Annotated in this window: 13 protein-coding genes; 7 read left to right on the top strand and 6 right to left on the bottom strand. The window is 56.8% G+C overall.

Annotation, left to right across the window (positions count from 1 at the left end; translation table 11 throughout):
• Positions 1 to 28 precede the first annotated feature (28 nt).
• Genes EEQ99_RS32820 through EEQ99_RS32840 form a run of 5 tightly spaced genes read right to left on the bottom strand, consistent with a single transcriptional unit; the run spans position 29 to position 5637 of the window.
• Positions 29 to 2233, bottom strand: coding sequence for a GumC family protein (locus EEQ99_RS32820; protein ID WP_028757627.1), 2205 nt, complete (start codon positions 2231 to 2233; stop codon positions 29 to 31).
• Positions 2230 to 3372: a glycosyltransferase family 4 protein gene (locus EEQ99_RS32825; RefSeq protein ID WP_097545092.1), complete on the bottom strand. Its 1143-nt coding sequence runs from the start codon at positions 3370 to 3372 to the stop codon at positions 2230 to 2232. Before EEQ99_RS32825 ends, EEQ99_RS32820 begins: the two co-directional genes overlap by 4 nt.
• Complete coding sequence (locus EEQ99_RS32830; protein ID WP_097545093.1) at positions 3366 to 4466, bottom strand: glycosyltransferase family 4 protein; 1101 nt, start codon at positions 4464 to 4466, stop codon at positions 3366 to 3368. The genes EEQ99_RS32825 and EEQ99_RS32830 overlap by 7 nt, the downstream gene beginning before the upstream one ends.
• The gene (locus EEQ99_RS32835) at positions 4463 to 5413 is read right to left on the bottom strand and encodes a glycosyltransferase family 2 protein (RefSeq protein ID WP_028757676.1); all 951 of its coding nucleotides are present in this window, start codon (positions 5411 to 5413) and stop codon (positions 4463 to 4465) included. Before EEQ99_RS32835 ends, EEQ99_RS32830 begins: the two co-directional genes overlap by 4 nt.
• Positions 5414 to 5421: 8 nt before the next feature.
• Positions 5422 to 5637: a hypothetical protein gene (locus tag EEQ99_RS32840; RefSeq protein WP_028757675.1), complete on the bottom strand. Its 216-nt coding sequence runs from the start codon at positions 5635 to 5637 to the stop codon at positions 5422 to 5424.
• A 394-nt stretch (positions 5638 to 6031) separates the two neighbouring features.
• Between EEQ99_RS32840 and EEQ99_RS32845 the strand changes: the two genes are divergently transcribed.
• From EEQ99_RS32845 to EEQ99_RS32875, 7 genes are all read left to right on the top strand, one after another.
• Positions 6032 to 7351, top strand: a complete 1320-nt coding sequence (locus EEQ99_RS32845; protein ID WP_047619755.1) for an O-antigen ligase family protein — start codon at positions 6032 to 6034, stop codon at positions 7349 to 7351.
• Positions 7348 to 9474: a right-handed parallel beta-helix repeat-containing protein gene (locus EEQ99_RS32850; RefSeq protein ID WP_127431846.1), complete on the top strand. Its 2127-nt coding sequence runs from the start codon at positions 7348 to 7350 to the stop codon at positions 9472 to 9474. The genes EEQ99_RS32845 and EEQ99_RS32850 overlap by 4 nt, the downstream gene beginning before the upstream one ends.
• Positions 9475 to 10184: 710 nt before the next feature.
• Positions 10185 to 11051: a WecB/TagA/CpsF family glycosyltransferase gene (locus EEQ99_RS32855; RefSeq protein ID WP_028757515.1), complete on the top strand. Its 867-nt coding sequence runs from the start codon at positions 10185 to 10187 to the stop codon at positions 11049 to 11051.
• A gap of 5 nt (positions 11052 to 11056) precedes the next feature.
• Positions 11057 to 12550, top strand: a complete 1494-nt coding sequence (locus EEQ99_RS32860; protein WP_127431847.1) for a sugar transferase — start codon at positions 11057 to 11059, stop codon at positions 12548 to 12550.
• Between the two features lie 46 nt (positions 12551 to 12596).
• On the top strand, positions 12597 to 13649 hold the full coding sequence (locus tag EEQ99_RS32865; RefSeq protein WP_029733095.1) for a UDP-glucuronic acid decarboxylase family protein: 1053 nt from the start codon (positions 12597 to 12599) through the stop codon (positions 13647 to 13649).
• A gap of 56 nt (positions 13650 to 13705) precedes the next feature.
• The gene (locus tag EEQ99_RS32870; RefSeq protein WP_048338511.1) at positions 13706 to 14686 is read left to right on the top strand and encodes a glycosyltransferase family 8 protein; all 981 of its coding nucleotides are present in this window, start codon (positions 13706 to 13708) and stop codon (positions 14684 to 14686) included.
• A 94-nt stretch (positions 14687 to 14780) separates the two neighbouring features.
• On the top strand, positions 14781 to 15770 hold the full coding sequence (locus EEQ99_RS32875) for a glycosyltransferase family 2 protein (protein ID WP_028757615.1): 990 nt from the start codon (positions 14781 to 14783) through the stop codon (positions 15768 to 15770).
• A gap of 225 nt (positions 15771 to 15995) precedes the next feature.
• Here the strand turns inward: EEQ99_RS32875 and EEQ99_RS32880 are convergent, their stop codons facing one another.
• Positions 15996 to 16760 (bottom strand): response regulator transcription factor, encoded by a 765-nt coding sequence (locus EEQ99_RS32880; protein ID WP_029733098.1) that lies wholly within the window; start codon positions 16758 to 16760, stop codon positions 15996 to 15998.
• Positions 16761 to 17165 lie beyond the last annotated feature (405 nt).

Consider the following 17165-nt stretch of genomic DNA (forward strand, 5'->3'; position numbering starts at 1 on the left):
AAAGCGCATCTCCTAATATATTAAGTATTCATGCCTTGAAGCTATAGTATTTCATCAAAGATTTCGAAAATAATTCCGAGTCACTGAAATTATAAAGCGCGTGGTTTTTGGGATTTACATTGTTGATTGCGACAACAATTTCCGAGTTTCGCGAGCTTTTCATTTGCTGCAGGCTGAACTCGACCGCGCGGCGGCTCGTCTTTCCCCATCTAACAACTGCCAGTGTTCTTTCCGCCAGGGCGGTCAAATGCACGGTATCTGTCGAGGCGAGCACAGGCGCGCTGTCGAAGATGACAATCTGGCCGGCCGCGCCCGCCATCTCGATGATTTCTGCCAGGCCGTTCGAACGGACGCGCCGCTGAAGACTGAATTTGCCAGATGGAATGAAATCGATACCGCTTGGGTGGCGGTAGACGATGTCGCGGACATCGGCCCGACCATTCAGGAATTCGTTCAGTCCGTGCACTAGACCCGACCTGAAAAACGAATTGAGTTTTCCCCGTTTGAGGTCGCCGTCAACCAGCAGCACCGGAATTGCGGCGGCGGCAAGTTCGATAGCCAGCGATCTCGCGACCAGCGACTTGCCTTCTCCGCTGTGAGCCGACGTAACGACGATACTGTTCGGCAACTTGCCGCCATTGGACTGCTTGAGTGAAAGCACCACGGTACGGATTGCTTCGTCAAACATCGGGACCGGCATATGTTCGAACATCGTTTTCGAATTTTCCCACCGCGCCAGACGCGGGATAAGTCCAGCCGGTATCGTACGCGCCATCGCAGCTATCTGGTCGAAACTCCGGACCGTCCGGTCCGACATTTCGATCACGAAAGCGGCCGTTACGGCTCCCGAGATTGCGGCCAGGAGGGCGCCCACCAGATAGAAAAGCCGTCCACGTCCCTGTGACGCGAGCGGCACTGAAGCCGGTGACAAAACTTCCAATTCCGCCCCCGGCAGCATGGCCTTCGCGGCGAGGTCGCGGCGCTGGTCCTCAAGCTTGTCGAGTGCCGTTTGTTCCTTGTCGGCGATATGCTGCAGCCGCGTCAATTCCGTCTGCACCATGGCATCGCGTGTGCGTTTTTCATGAGCCTCAGCCAAGATGGATTGTATTGCCTCCGCTTCGTGATCGAGTGCGGCGAGCTTGGCACGCATTGTTCGGAGATATTGCTTGGTCGCAAGGTTGAGATCGGCACGGGATTGCTCGATCTTCCCACGCAGATCCACCACGGCCTCGGCATTGCCGTCATATGTCTGAAGAAGACGGGCGAGATCTTGCTCCTGTGCGCGAAGATCGCGTTGTTTTGTGGCAATGTTGTCGGGGACGGCGATATTCTCCGCGGCGACCGAAGCGTTATCCGTTGCTTCCAGCGTGGATATCGTCGCCTTTACCTCAAGCCGGCTTTCTTCGATTTTCCCTTCGCGGCCAGTGACTTCTATGAGTGACTTGATCCGTTCATCCTGAGCATCCTCTTTCGAGACGACGTCCATCGATTCTTGATAGTTGCGCGCAGCTTCGCGAGCAATATCCGCGCGGGCCTGCTGTTCGGTGATGCGCTGTCGGATCCATTCTTGCGCTGAATCCAGGCGGCCACTGACACTGAACTTCCGTTCATCGAGGTAAACGCTGATGACCCGGTTCGGGACTGCGGCTGCGAGTTGAGGATCATAGGAAGTGAAGCTGACCTGGATAACGTCACTCTTATCTTCGTGCCACACGCCGAGCGCCCTATAATATTCCGGGATGATGGCGTCGACGCTGTCCCGTGACGGCGAGGTGGGTTTTTCCGTGTCGAACAGGCCGCGCAACTTTGCCCGGATACTGTCAACGAGCGAGACCTCGCGCAGCGCTGGATTGAATTCCGGCCGCAGGTTAAACCGCAGTTCGCGGACGACTCGCTCTGCGATGCTTCTGGATAGAAGCCGCTCAGTCTCCGATTTTGCGTCAAGTAGATCACTGCGGCTGCTGTCGTCGGCACCAAGTGATGTTGCGAGAGGCTGGTGGACGATCAATCGGGCCCAGGCCTGATACGTGGGCTTCAACCCAGCGATAATAATCACCGTGGGCGTCATCAGCAGCACGGTTATCGCGATGATCATGATCATTCTTCGCCGGACGAGACGGAAGGCGGATGCCAGATCGAAGTTGTCCGCCTTGGTCTCCACCTGAAAGCGAGGGTCATAGCGCATCGGCGAGATGGGAAGGTTGCGGTCCGGCGGAACAGTGGAAATCGTCATCGTGCGCCAACCATTGCTTGAGGTTTCGCGGAAACGGTCTCGTAGAGGTTCTCGAGCGATCGCATATAGGCCATCATGCTGAAATGGTTGAGATAATGTGCGCGCCCCTGGACCGAGAGGCGGATGCAGATTTCCGGATCGGACACCAGCTTCGCCAGGGCTGCAGCCAGGGCATCCTGGTCTCCGACTGGGACGAAGATGCCGGTTTCGCCGTCGGTAATGACTTCGTCATGGGCCCCAACACGCGTGGTGACGACGGCGAGGCCGTGGGACAGCCCTTCGAGCACGGCCATTGCCAGACCTTCGGCGTGCGAAGGCAAGACCAGGATATCTGCATGCGCACACAGGGCTCGCGCCTCTCCGGCGTCAAGCCAGCCGGGCATCTCTACCAGGTTTGAAAGCGCCATGGCGTCAGCCTGACGGCGATATTCCTCGACAGGTCCGTCGCCTGCCAGTACAGCCCGCCACTGGAGTTCTTTCATGATCGGGTGGCTCAGGGCCAACAGAAGCTCCGTGACCCCCTTGCGTTCGCTCAGCCGGCCAAGGAATACGATCAACGGCGTCTGACCGACGCGAATATCGTGCGCCCCGGGATCGGGGACGCAATTGTGAGCAACGACCGTGCGGCGCTCGTCAACGCCCAAAAGTGTCGTCAGCGTCATGCGATCGCGCCGGCCGAGCGCCACAACGCAATCGGCATTCTGAAACATCCGACGGATGAGCCGTTGTTGGCGCGGCGAGCGTTTCTCGAAGTCGCCGGCGTAGTCGTAGTCGTGCAGGTGCAATATATGGCAGCACCCGAACAAACGGGCAGCCTCGGTCAGGATCAGCTTTCGGGAGGTGCTGCCGCGGCCGGCGATATGGATATGGTGAATGCGGGCTGGCGCAACAATCCGGTCCTTTGCCATCGTCAGGATGGCCCCGAGCAGCCGTGCGGGTGACGTCACCTTGGACCATCGAGCCCCTCTGGTATCGGTGACGAAATGTTTCGTGCCGGTCTCTTTGGCTGTTTCTGTGATATAGCCGACCAGCCTGCCAATGCCGCCACCGTTCTCGCAGCCGCCCGGAACATAGTGGCGGACGCTAGCCGCGCTCCGTGCCGCCACTCGAATTCTGTCCGTGAGGGCCTCTGTCAGCATGACCCGACCACCTCCCGATAAACGGCCGCGGCCTGGGCGCCGACGCGTTCAGGCGAATTCGGCCCTTTGGCCCATTCGAGTGCATTGGCACCGAAATTGTTTCTAAGCTCGCCGTTGTCTGCCAATGTCCTGATAGCTGCCGCGAGCTCTTTGGGATCCCCGGGAGGGACCACCATTCCCAACCCATTGGGCTGAACAGTGCCCCGCAACTCGCCGACATCCGTCACGATGACCGGTTTGCCAAATGCGGCGGCAAGGTTGAGCACACCGCTTTGGGATGCTTCCGTATAGGGAAGCACGACGATGTCGGCGTCCAGGAAAAGCTGGGCGACCTCTGCATCCTCGATAAAACGATTGCGAATATCGTAGCGGCCGGCATCCCCCATGAGCGGCTGGAATATCATCGGATTGTCGCCACGGCCTGCGACAGTGATGCGCAGGTTGGGAAGTGCGTCCTTGAGCATCGCCTCGGCCCGGACCAGATGTTCCAGGCCCTTGTAGGCAAAAATCCGTCCGAAGAGCAGGACGCGTATAGTTCCATCCGCTTCGCGCGGCGCCATCTTCTGTTGCCGGGCGAGTTCCGCATAGCGAAGGATGGAAGGATGCGACAGGACATGGACGCAGTCCGGCGATTTTGAATATCGATCGAGGACCAACCGCTTCAGTCCCTCGCCGTGGACGACAAGATGTCCGGATTGTTTCACCATCAATTCGGGGGCCCAGCCGGGCAGCGTTCGCGTATCGGAATCGCCGGGATGGATTTGCACGTCATGAACGGTGGTCACGAGCGGGATCGGGCGCCAGAACGGCACGGCGAGGTTCAGCCAAAGTGTAGAATTGCTGAGGAGATGAATGAGGTTCGGCCGTTCCCGCCGGATCAGACGCGTAAGCTGGTACAGAAACCAGGGATTGGAGAGAGAACGGTGTCTCGGCCAGTCCAGAAGGTGCAGGTCGACAGCCGGATCAATGGAAGAGGCGAGATGTGCATAGCGCCGGCGCGGTACGGCAAGCACAACGTTTAGGTGTTGGGCAACGCCGCTGGCAAATGAGATGGTATAGTCTTCCAGTTCGGAAACTAACAGCAGCGCCTTCATTTTGCTGCCTCCGACAAGCCGACGTCCAGACCGAGCCGTGACAGGCCGCGCACCGAGCGCAAACTATCGCGCGTCCGCCTGACAAGGTTTGGTTCGCCGGCAAAGAAGAGGCCTTCGACGGCAAGCTTGAACCGGGTGCGCGCATCGGCTCCCTGCAGCTTTGCCGACGCGATGCGATAGGGATAGTGATCCGTCAGATGTAGTCTTGCCGGCAGTTGATGGGTTGAGAGAAACAGGTTCGTCGCTTCAACGGTATGCTGCCAGTGCGTCATCCGCCTCCTCAGCGTGGTCGCATCCTCGGTCGAGCGATACCAGTTGTTATTGTGGATGCGGTAGAATCCAAGCGGATCCGGCAGGGCAATGACGTCCCCCAGAAACGGGTAGATGCCCACGAGCCAGGCGTCGGCTGAAATGCGGAATTGTTCGGGAATGCTGCCCGCAGCATTCCATGCGCTACGTCGTACCGCGATGGCTGACGTCATCGGAAAAGGCCACCAACCAGCCGATCTGGTGAGCAGCGCCGACAACGCGCCCGAACACAGGCTTCGAGGGATCGGCTTGGAAGTCGGCGTGCCATCGACAAGCGTTGGCTGCAGCCGGTGATAGACGAGCGATGCCTGAGGGTTGGCGCGGAATGCTGCAGCCGTCGCCGACAGCTTGCTCGGCGCCCACCAGTCGTCGGCGTCCAGAAAGCAGAGGATCTCGCCCATGCTTAATCCCACAGCGGCGTTGATCGCAGCGGCCTGTCCTGCGTTCTCCTGGAAGATCACCTTCACTCGGCTGCCATACGCTTCCAGAACGGACCGCGACTGGTCGGTGGAGCCGTCATCGACGACGATTATCTCGACGTTGCGGGCGTCTTGGCTCAACACGCTGTCTATCGCCCGCCCAACGAAGCGAGCGTAGTTGTAATTATTAATGAGGACACTGAGGGCCGGCCGTTCCATGACGCGTCTCAGACCGGTTGCGGCGATGCACCGCCGTACAGCAGCGCAAAGTTGCTTGAGAGGTCGACCTTTACGCAGCCATCGAGGTTTGGAGCCTCGGCGATGGTGATATCCATAATAGCTTGTCGGCCGAACAGCATCTCGCACAGAACCGGTGAGGTCGCCGCGACGAATAGAGCGCCCGTCGTGTTGCATAGAGAACTAGGATCATGACGCAGGAACATAGTAATCCTAAACCTTCCAGGCTTCGACTGCAGAGAGAGCCTCTGTCAGAATTGTTGCCTCATTCCAGTAGAACCGCGGCTTACCCGCCACGCTTCACAAGACACTCATCGCCACGGTACCGGCGAACGGACATGCGCAACACCTGCTCTTAAGGGCAATCCGCGGACATGAAGACCCGTCTTTTGGGTAAAGACCGGCTGAAAGCTTACGCCCAACACCGTCTTTGGGTGGAGCGAAGGTGCATTAGGCGTAGCCCGCCCTTCACTAGGACAGATTGACTGCGGCTGTGGCTGAATGATTGCTTGAGAGCAGCGCAGCGCGGAGGCCGACACCTGTTTTTTGATCTGCCGCGATCAACAGTCGCTTGTCTTTTCAAGTCAGTCGGGACGGACAATGAGAGTAGATAGCCTCGGAACTGCCAGCGGACCAACCATCAGTTGGCGGGCTATAGAATGCTGGGGTGCCGGCATATCCCTTTTTTTTCAGGCAGGCGCCCTTCTGCCGCTTATCCTGGCAGATGCGGACGGAACGCTCAGCGAATCCGCCAAATCTATACTGCGTCTTCCTTGCTTTCCTGTATATGTCTTTACAATCGTGATCCTGATACGCAATTTTCCGCAATTTCTAACAGCGCTCAGGCGAAATCTGATCGTTCCCTCGATCCTTATCCTGCCGTTTTTGTCTACCCTGTGGTCAATAGGGCCTCAAACGACCTTGAGGCGCGCAATCGGTCTTTTGTTTTGCGTGCTTCTTTCCTATGTGCTCGCGATACGTTTCACCCCAAGGCAACTGCTGTTCCTGTTATTTGTAACCCTCGGAGCCTGTATCGTCCTCAGTGTGGTTATGTCAGTGGTGTCACCAAGCCTCGCCAGTATGCCGGATGGCACAATGCGGGGCATTTTCATTCACAAGAATGTCCTGGGCTGGTACGCGTCCCTGATGATCTTGGCGGCGACGGCTGTGCTGATCGACGGGACGCTCGGCCTGCGGCGAACCGCGTTCATCTTGTTGGCCGCGGGTGTGATCTGCCTTGCAAGCTCCGGATCGATGACCGCGATCATTGCAACGTCAGTGGCGTATTGCCTGATCGGCTTTTATACCCTCCTGAAAAGAAGCAGCAGCATTGGCCGCGTGGTCGTCGTCCTGCTTTTCGTTCAGCTGTCGCTCGGCATTCTGATTTCGCTTCACGAATTCCTGGTTCCGGCCCTTGAAGCGCTCGGCAAGGACGCGACTCTGACCGGTCGGGTGCCATTGTGGGAGCTGGTTGATCGCGAAATATCCGATCGTTGGATGGTTGGCTACGGTTACCAGGCATTCTGGACAACCGTGAACCCCGAAGCGACGCGCATGTGGTTGAAGATCGGATGGGCGGCACCCCACGCGCATAATGGATACCGCGATATCTTGTTGAGCTTTGGAATAATGGGAATGATTCCGTTTGTTCTGCTGCTTCTCCATGCAATCCGCCAAGGCGCGACCCTTCACTGCAATGATCCGCACTACGGGTGGCTCTGGCTCAATGTTTTTACGATCATGATTCTGGTGATGAATCTGACCGAGAGTATTTTTTTCACTCAGAATGACGCCATCTTCATCCTGTTTACCGCAGCCATCATCATGTTTTCGCTATATGCGCCCGTCGTTTCGATCAGCCGTGCGCCACCTTGGCAAGCGCCCTCGCGCGGCCTTGCGAGCGGGTTGCAGATATCATGAGGCGGCGTTTTGGACTGACGCTGAGCATGTTGCCTGTCATGCTGTTTCCGCAGTCCGGTAATCCGGCTCCGGTCGGGACAGAGATAGATGCGCCCGAGCGCTTGCAGATGCTCGTCAGGGAGGCGACTTGCGCGGAAGCTTCGCCGACTTTGTCCGCCAAGTTGAATGGGACTTCATTAAGCGAGGTATTGAGCAGCAGCACCGAGGCACGGACGATATTTTACGTTTCTCCCAATGGCAAAGACAGCTGGAGTGGCCTCCTTCCGACCGCAGATCAGCAGGGCGGCGACGGCCCTTTCGCCAGCATTGAAAGAGCCCGTGATGCTGCCCGTGAGAAGGGCGGCAACAACACAATCGCGCTGGGTAAAGGCGATTACTACCTTGCTCACCCGATCGTCTTTGACTCCCGCGATAAGGGCTTGATCGTCACGGCAAGATGCAATGAAGCGCCGATTTTGCATGGGGGGCAACGCGTGTTCAACTGGACGCAGCAGGCCGATGGTCGCTGGACGGCGCCGCTGAAATTGCCACCGGATGAGGGGGTCGGTGACCTTTTCGTCAATGGGATACGCCAAACTCGGGCTCGATTTCCCGACGCTCCCGCTGATGGCGATCCACGCAAAGGATGGTTGTTTGCCGCAAAGTGCCAGCCTGCCATCGACGTGCGGGAGGGAAACACGCGCTTTTGTTTCCATGCCGGCGACCTTCCGGCAGTGGGTGATACAAGTGGACTGGTCGTGGACATCGTTGGAGGGTATCAACCCGGAAGCCAGTGGGGCAATGATACGCTCCCAGTTGTATCGATCGATGGCGCCGGCCGAACTGTCCATACCAAAGGCACAGACTATTTCTTTACCGCAGAAGGCAGCCGCTATTTCCTAACCGGAGCCAAGGCCTTGCTCGATGCTCCCGGAGAGTGGTGGTACGATCTTGTTGCGGGCCAGCTTCATTATATCCCCGTCGATCAGTCGTTACCCAGTTCCGTAGTCGTTGCGGGCATTTTGCCGACCTTGTTCAAATTGGATGGGGCCAATGGGATGGTTGTATCAGGGCTCGAGTTTAGAGACGGCGCTCCTGAAGGCAGCGGCAAGTTCTATACGGAAACCAGAGGATTTGGCGCCATACGGATCGAACACGCTGACGGCGTCAAGATTCTCGGCAACAGCATCGAAAATGTCGGCGTCGGGGTCCATGTGACGGAAAGCAAGGATGCGTTGATTGCCGGCAATGTGATTGCCGATGTGGCTGGCAACGGGATTTACGTCGGCACAAATTATGGCACGTTCGGCAAGTCGAACGGCTCCAGAATCCTTTCGAACCACATCCATGACATCGGAAAGGTTTACATTGAAACCGCAGGAATATGGTTCCAGGCGGCTGACAATGTCAGGATCGCCAACAATCTGATCGAAAACACGGCGCAGTTCGGAATCGCCGGCGGTTCGCTATGGGGTTCCAACGACGCCGTCTATAACGCTGTCATCGAGCACAACGTGATCCATAACGCCAACCAGCAGACGGCAGATGGCGGCGCCATCAAGATGATGGGGGAGCAAGCCGACTCTCTCAACAGCGTCATCCGCTCCAATCTGGTGACCGGGACCGGTCATCTCATGAACAGGGTCGATGGAACGTTCTGGCCTCCCGGATACGAGAATACCAGCGAATGGCCGTCTCCTATCAGCTGGGCGATCTATACGGATGGGAAGGCGAGCGGACTGCGTATCGAGGGAAATACGCTCTCGGGCAACATCGCGGCGATCGGTATCAATGGCGGTTGGAGCAACCTGGTGGCGGGAAACGTCATCACACACGGATCGGGCGCGGCTTTTCGGGTCGATGAGGGTACCGGCAAGGGTTGGCGTCCGCCATGGGCACGCCCCAATCGCATTGAGGAGAATGTTGTATCTGTCGACAGTGACAGTGGCATTGTGGCCTATGTCAACGCTCCCGATCTTGGGCTTGGATTTGTGCAATTCGCGCGCAACCGCTACAGCGGTAACTTGAACGACAAGAGCTTCAGGGTCCATCCGGAGATCATGCTTTCGGGAGAATTCGGCGGCCTAGGAGATCTTCAGAAGGCTGGAGAGGACACCGGAAGCGTAGTCGCGCCGCCCGAGTAACAAAAGGCGCCGCGACGAGGGGTGTTATGCGGCGATAAAGTCCGCAGCTATGGCGACCTATAACGCCCTTCAACCACGGCGTGCCCGCGCTGTGCGAGGCTTGCGGGTATAGCGCATGCAGGCATGCGCATCAAAATCGGGGACCTAGAGATCTGGTAGGGTGAGGCAGGTTTCCCATAGTGGGCGGGGCAATATTATTGGCAGCGAGCTGTCTCAGCATCTCTGCACTGAGCGTTCCGCGAACGTCAAGATCGCGATTGCAGCCTTCCCGGCATAGGGGTCAGGAATTCCCTGATGACTATAACTATACGGCACATCGCCGCTGGAACTTAGATCTGTCCGCAGCTGGTTGGTTGTGTCGGACGTCTCCGAACGCTCGCCGGCCGGGGTCTTCATCTCGCCTATCGGGTTGAGCATGTCTCTCTTCCCGACTTTGTTCGCGCTCAAACCTCACGAGCGTTGATCACGCTAGAGTGAATAGCTTCTGCGGCTCTGCGCGGGTCGAAGCGCCATTTCGGGCCAACGGTCATCAAAAAGAGCAATATGGCAAGCGGTGGGGTACATGGACTTACTTCGAATATTGTACGTCGTCGCGGCATAAGACGTAAATATGAAATCTCTTCTACGTCCAATAGCTGGAGCGGCAAGTATGGAGGCAATCGGCCTGCCGGGATATTCTGATGACAGTTTCGATCGCGAAAGCGTAGGTCATGGGAAATCAATCAGCAGGCAGCAGCCAAACTTCAGTTCTTCATCCAAAGGGTTCCCTAGAATGGACGAATGTCCTTGGTGTTCGCGTTTCGGCAGTCAATCTCAAAAGCGCGACGGGATTTATTCAAGAAGCGATCGAAGACGGCAGAAAGGAATATGTGTGCGTTCGCGACGCACACGGCATCGTCCGCTGCCAAGATGATCCCGAGCTCCGGTCGATCCACAACCGGGCGTTCCTCGTAACCCCCGACGGCATGCCGCTTGTTTGGGCGCTGAGACATGCTGGTCATGTGGAAAGCGACAGGGTCTATGGACCGGATCTGATGTTATCCGTCTTCGATGCCAGCAGCTCCAAGGGCTTGCGCCATTTCCTTTATGGCGCAACGGCCGAAACACTCGAGCAACTGCAGGCGCGCCTTCTGGCAAAATTTCCGCAAGCACGGATCGTCGGCTCCTATGCGCCACCTTTTCGCAACCTGTCGACGCGGGAGGAAACGGATATTGCTGACCGGCTCAATCGGTCGGGTGCCGATATCATCTGGGTCGGGCTGAGCAGTCCCAAGCAGGAACTCTGGATGGCGCGCATGCGCGATCGTCTGGAAGCATCGATGCTCATCGGTGTCGGAGCCGCATTCGATTTCCACGCCGGCCTCAAGCGGCAGGCTCCAAGGTTCATTCAAAGAAGCGGCTTCGAATGGGCGTTTCGGCTCTTGTGCGAGCCGCGACGGCTGTGGCGGCGCTATGCGCTCGTCGTGCCGACCTTCATCTCACTGACGGCATTCCAGAGACTGGGGCTTCGGAAGTTTCCAATCGAAGACAAGGTTTTTGGATCAAGCGTGCCAAAAGCGGCAGCTGTAAAGGTGTAGCCATCATGTCCCTATTTGCTTCGTCAGCAATGAGACCAGGTCCGTCGAAGGCATCCACATCAAATGACATGACGTCGCGGGCGATTCCGGCAGGTTCCGTGCCGCCCATAGCAGCTAAGACCGCCGATCCCTTTGCACAGGCAGCGTTGAATATATCAGTCGCACTAGGGCGCCAGCTTGCTCGGCTTGCAACATCGTCTTTCCTGGTCGCCGGCGACATTGCAAGCTATTTGATTGCCTACTTTGTTCTCCTGTCCGTTCTCCCCATGGGTTCGGAGGGCACAATGGTGGAGCGTACGTTCACGATCGCAGCATTCGCTGCGATGATCCTTTACGCGTCGGCCGGCCTCTATCCTGGATATCGGTTGTATGACCACGAACATCTCCGGCGGCGCACCATAGCTACCGTCAAGGTGGCTGTCCTGACGGCATTCGGAGCAATTGTCCTGCCGGAGGGGGAACGACTGCTGCTTGCCGTTATTGGGTTCCTCGCTCTCGGGCTGATTGTCCAGCCACTTGCGCATTGGCTTGCACGAGGCCTGTGCCGGAGACTTGGAATCTGGGGGGAGCGCGCGGTTGTCATAGGGGCGCGCAACCTTACTCCCGCGCTTGTGGCACATTTCGAGGACCACTGGCAGTATGGTATCAGGCCGGAGCCCTTTTCCCCCGATACTTTGGAGGCATTGCCCGATGGCGGGCCATCCATTGCCGTGATTGCCGGCGACACAGGCTCGCTTGGACCCGACTTGGCGGCGATGCGTCGGAAGTTCGTGGAAGTCATTTTGCTGTCCGACACGCCGAGCCTCAAGGTAAGCGGATTGCGACCTGCAGATGTCGGCGGAGAGATCGGCATTCGCCTCACCACTGGTGGGAGTTGGGTCAACTCGGATCTGGTTCGCCGAATCCTCGATCTCGCGATCGCCATCCCTGCAACGATCGTGGTTGCGCCATTCATCGCGTTCGCAGCGGCTGCAGTCTATGCCATCGATCCAGGTCCCGTCTTCTTCCGGCATACAAGGGAAGGGCGGTCCGGCAAGCCGGTGCACGTCCTGAAATTAAGGACGATGTACCAAGATGCAGAACAGCGCCTTGAAGCATTATTCCGAGACAACCCCAGCATGCGCGCCGAGTGGTTGAGCCACTTCAAGCTCAAGGACGATCCGCGCATCCTTCCGGTCATCGGACATATGCTGCGCTCTTCGAGCATCGACGAGCTCCCGCAATTGGCAAACATCATTGCGGGCGAGATGGCCTTCGTGGGACCACGCCCGTTTCCCGAGTACCACCTTTCGGCGATGGACGGCGAATTTCGGGCCAAACGCCGTTCCGTCACGCCGGGGCTGACGGGTCTCTGGCAAATATCCGAGCGAAGCAATGCGGATATCGAGCTGCAGCAGCAACTCGATGAGTTCTACATCGACAACCGGTCCTTGTGGTTCGACTTGCACATCCTTCTGAGCACAATTCCTGCGGTCTTAAAGGGCAAGGGAGCTTGCTGACCTGTTCCTCGTCCTTCGGCAATCATCACAACAACGGAGCACACCAATGCACGGACAAAAGCGAATTATGGTAACCGGCGGCACCGGGTTTCTGGGGTCATTCCTGTGCGAAAGGCTTTTGCGAGAGGGCAATGATGTCCTCTGCGTGGACAATTACTACACCGGTTCGCGCGACAATGTGCTGCATCTTCTTGACGATCCTCGCTTTGAGGTGCTCCGTCATGACATTACCTTCCCGCTCTATGTGGAGGTCGACGAGATCTACAATCTCGCCTGTCCGGCATCTCCGGTTCACTATCAGCACGACCCCGTGCAGACCGTGAAGACCAATGTGCACGGGGCCATCAATATGCTCGGCCTGGCAAAACGCACCAAGGCGAAGATCTTCCAGGCATCCACGAGCGAAGTCTATGGCGATCCGGCAGTCCACCCTCAGCCCGAGGAGTATCGAGGCAGCGTCAATCCCATAGGGCCGCGCGCATGTTATGACGAAGGCAAACGGTGTGCCGAAACATTGTTCTTCGATTACCATCGCCAATATGGCGTGGAGATCCGCGTGGCACGGATCTTCAATACATACGGGCCTCGCATGCAAACCAATGATGGCCGCGTCGTCTCCAATTTCATCGTTCAGGCGCTTCAAAACGAGCCGATCACCATCTTCGGCAACGGTAAGCAAACGCGCTCCTTCTGCTATGTAGACGATCTGATTGAGGGCTTTATCCGCCTGATGGGGGCGCCGGCCGGCGTTACGGGTCCGATCAATCTCGGTAATCCAGGAGAATTCCAGGTCCGGGAACTGGCCGAAATGGTCATCGAGATGACGGGATCGAAATCAAGCATTGTTTACAAGCCTCTGCCGATTGACGATCCGACGCAGCGCAAGCCCGACATCACCCACGCAAAGCAGGACCTGGGCTGGCAGCCGACCGTAAACCTGCGACAGGGGCTTGAGAAAACGATCGCGTATTTCGAGTGGAAGCTGTCTGGCGGAACCAAGAGCACGCTTGGCGTCCAGTCCTCGCGAATGGCCTACACCCATCTGCCTACCCCGGCCGTCGGCCTTCCCGTTCAGGAAGCCGTACCAATCGGGCCGTGAACAGAAAGATCGATCATTGCAAGCTCGTGTTCTTTCGATGGGATGGTGCCGGAAACATGAATGTGCATAGCATACCAACAGGAGCCGCCCTTGCGGGTGCAAAACAGCGGTTAGGCCCCATCGTCTTTGCAGTCGATGCGGCCTACGCCGTTCCCTTGGCGACCGCCCTTAGATCGATCGCCGAGAATAACCAAAGCGCATGGCCCTTGAATATCCATGTCATTCATGAGGGAATAGGCGAAGAAATAAAGCGACTGATCTTTGACTCTCTGCCCGCAAATTCTGCAGTCATTCAGTGGCATCCCATCGCCACATTGTCCTTCGCAAATGGATTTTCCACTCGCCCTGGCGTATCGAGGATGACCTTCGCAAGGATCCTTCTGCCGCAGTTCCTTCCGCAGACCTGCAATCGGGCTCTGTATCTGGATGGCGACATCCTGGTCCTGACTGCGCTTGAACAGTTGTGGAATATCGATCTCGGCGAGGCAGTGATCGGCGCCGTACCGGATTACTGGCTGGACAATGTTGTAAGCATCGGACCAAGTGCGACAGGCGGCCCTCGGGTCGAACGTTATTTCAACGCCGGCATTCTTCTCATCGACCTTGAAAAATGGCGAAACGAGCGAATAACGGAACGTTCGCTGGAGTATCTCGACCGCTTTCCGACGACGGAATATTCGGATCAGGACGCCCTTAACTTTGCCTGCGACGGAAAGTGGAAGATCCTGAACCGCGCCTGGAATTTTCAGTTCGAGCCAACGCAGGCGATCGCCCGCATCGCGCTCGAGCAGAAGCTCGCGATCGTTCATTTCGTGACCAACGTGAAGCCCTGGAAATCAGGAAGCTTGAGCCCGAACGTCGCCTTCTACGATGCATTTCGGTCCCGGACCCGTTTTGCGCTTACCCGGTGGGAGCGCGCTCGGAGTGGCTTGAAGCGTGTAGGCTCGCGGCTGCTTGCCCGATCCTCCTTGTTGAGAGCTGCATGGTCCTGCACGAAATCAGCGATGCGGGCACACGCATCGACGTCGCGCCAATGAATCGGGAGCGACGAACGCGTCAGAGCGAAACGAAGCCGGGTTCGGGTTCCATGAAATACTCCCGAACGTAACGATTGCCTGCGGAGGATTAAGTTTGCAACGCGTTGATGTCGTCATTCCCTGCTACAACTACGCTCATTTCCTTGAGGAATGTGTTGGAAGTGTTCTGTCACAGGCAGGCGTCGATGTACGCGTGCTTATTCTGGATGACTGCTCGCCAGACAATACGCCGGAAGTCGGAAAGGCTCTGGCATCCCGGGACAAACGGGTCACCTATCGGCGGCACACGGCAAACAAGGGCCACATCGCCACCTATAATGGCGGAATCGAGTGGGCGGGCGGCGACTTATTCCTGCTTCTCTCCGCGGATGATTATCTCTTGCCGGGCGCGCTGGGTCGCGCTTCGGAGTTGATGCGCAATCATCCGAATGTGGGGTTCACCTTCGGGAACGCGCTCATAGCTGAGCCGAGCGGCGTCAGTAAGCGCGTCGATCCTCTCGGGGACAATGGTGTGGCTCCCATGCAGGTCTTGTCGGGCCCGCAATTCATACGGTTGAGTGGAGCAAACAACCTGGTTCCGACACCGACGGCCGTCATCAGAACGACGCTGCAAAAACAGGTCGGCGGCTATCATAAGGAACTGCCGCATACCGGTGATATGGAGATGTGGCTGCGGCTCGCATCACATGCCGGAGTGGGCTACATCAACCAAGACCAAGCCGTATACCGCAGACATGCTTCGAACATGTCGCTACAATACTATGGACAAAGTATCCTTCCCGACCTCCGGCAAAGAAAACAGGCTTTCGATATTCTGTTTCGTCAAGGCGCGGAAAGCCTCAGGAAAGATGAGAAACTCAGACGTTTTCTTGCCAGGGATCTCGGGAAAGAGGCGCTTCGGCTGGCAGGCATGGCATTCAATAATTTCGATATTGCCACAGCCATGGCTATTCAGCGCTTTGCTCTTGAAGTTTCGCCCGAAGTGCGAAATTCATTGCCCTGGATCAAATTGGTCTGCAAGCAAACAATCGGGCCAAAATACTGGTACGCCCTGAATTCTATCGGGCGACGCGTTGCAGGATGAATGGGCAGGACGGGGCCGTTCATCCGCAAGTACGCAAACAACAGTCAGGTGGTCGAGCGCTCGATCGCTATTATGCCAAGATCGCGGGAGACGGGATGGAGACGAACCCCGGCATCAAAAAACCCGGTGACGCATTCGCGCCATCGGGTTTTTTGAGCAAGACCGTGGTTCCAAGATACGAAGAGGTTTGCCTCAACAACGATCAGTACAACGCCTTATCCACGCTCATGCCGGAATACTGGTTTGGAACAAGTCGTTGAGCTTGAACACGACTTCCGTCCTGTTCGTTGCTTTGACCTTTTTCATAATGTTACGAACATGCACCTTTACAGTGCTTTCTCGCAGATTGAGCTCATAGGCGATAATTTTATTCGCCTTTCCGCGTCGGAGCGCTTCAACGACTTCCACCTGACGATCCGTGAATATGCCGGCTAGCGGGCGCGCGGTCGAATTGCTCGAGTCCAGCAAGTGACGCATGGCGAACAGGGCGCTTGCAGGTACAAAAATTCCTCCCGCCACCGACAGCGCGATCAGCTCCATGCACACACTGACGCTGACCGAGGCGGGTATGAACCCCTTGGCTCCGTACTCGAGCGCCCTGACGATTTGGCCGAAATCGTCGCTATCGGCCAATACGATGAGTGGCGTTGATGCAAATTCCGACGAGAGCTTCCGGATTTGCTCCGAAACGGCCGGTTCATCGATCTTTTTGCCGCCGACGTTCAAGAGGATTGCCGAAAGCGGAGGATAGTCGTCCCGCTTCTGCTTCCACTCCTCAATTGATCCAAATGCCAGAATCTGCAAATCCGTCTTTTGGGCAGCCATGCATTGCGCCAAGCATTGCCGATCGAGTTCACGATTATCGAGAATGACAAGCGAATGCGTTTGTCTTGTCGACAAGGCAAGTGCCGTCGAATTACTTTCTATCGTAAGGGGAAATGCTAGGTTCTCCTGCCTGGAGTCTAAATTCGGTATAAGTGCTGAATTCACAGCTTCACCCTCCCCTAACACGTTTACGCTCTCACTACGGCTTCGAGTACCAACCCCTCTCAATACGGGGGTTTAGGAAACTCTAAAGTAGGAATCGAATACCACAATTCGCGGAACGTTACAGTAGCTAATATAGGCTAAGTAGCGCACAACTACCATCGTAAGGCGGAAATAGAATGATAAATCTAAGGTAGACTTATATATTACTAGGCGGTTTGTAGAATAGTCTGCGCCGTTACACCGCATTTTGGGCGGGCCACTAAATGCATGGAAACAATCGTCGTCTCCGGCATGGGTCCGGTAACGGGTGTGGGAGGTGGCCCCACCACCAATGTCGGTCGATGCGTGAATAAGGGCGTAAGTCGTCATAAGTAGATACGCCTTTAGGTGAATAACCTTAAACGT

Source organism: Rhizobium anhuiense, assembly GCF_003985145.1.
Lineage (GTDB): Bacteria > Pseudomonadota > Alphaproteobacteria > Rhizobiales > Rhizobiaceae > Rhizobium > Rhizobium anhuiense.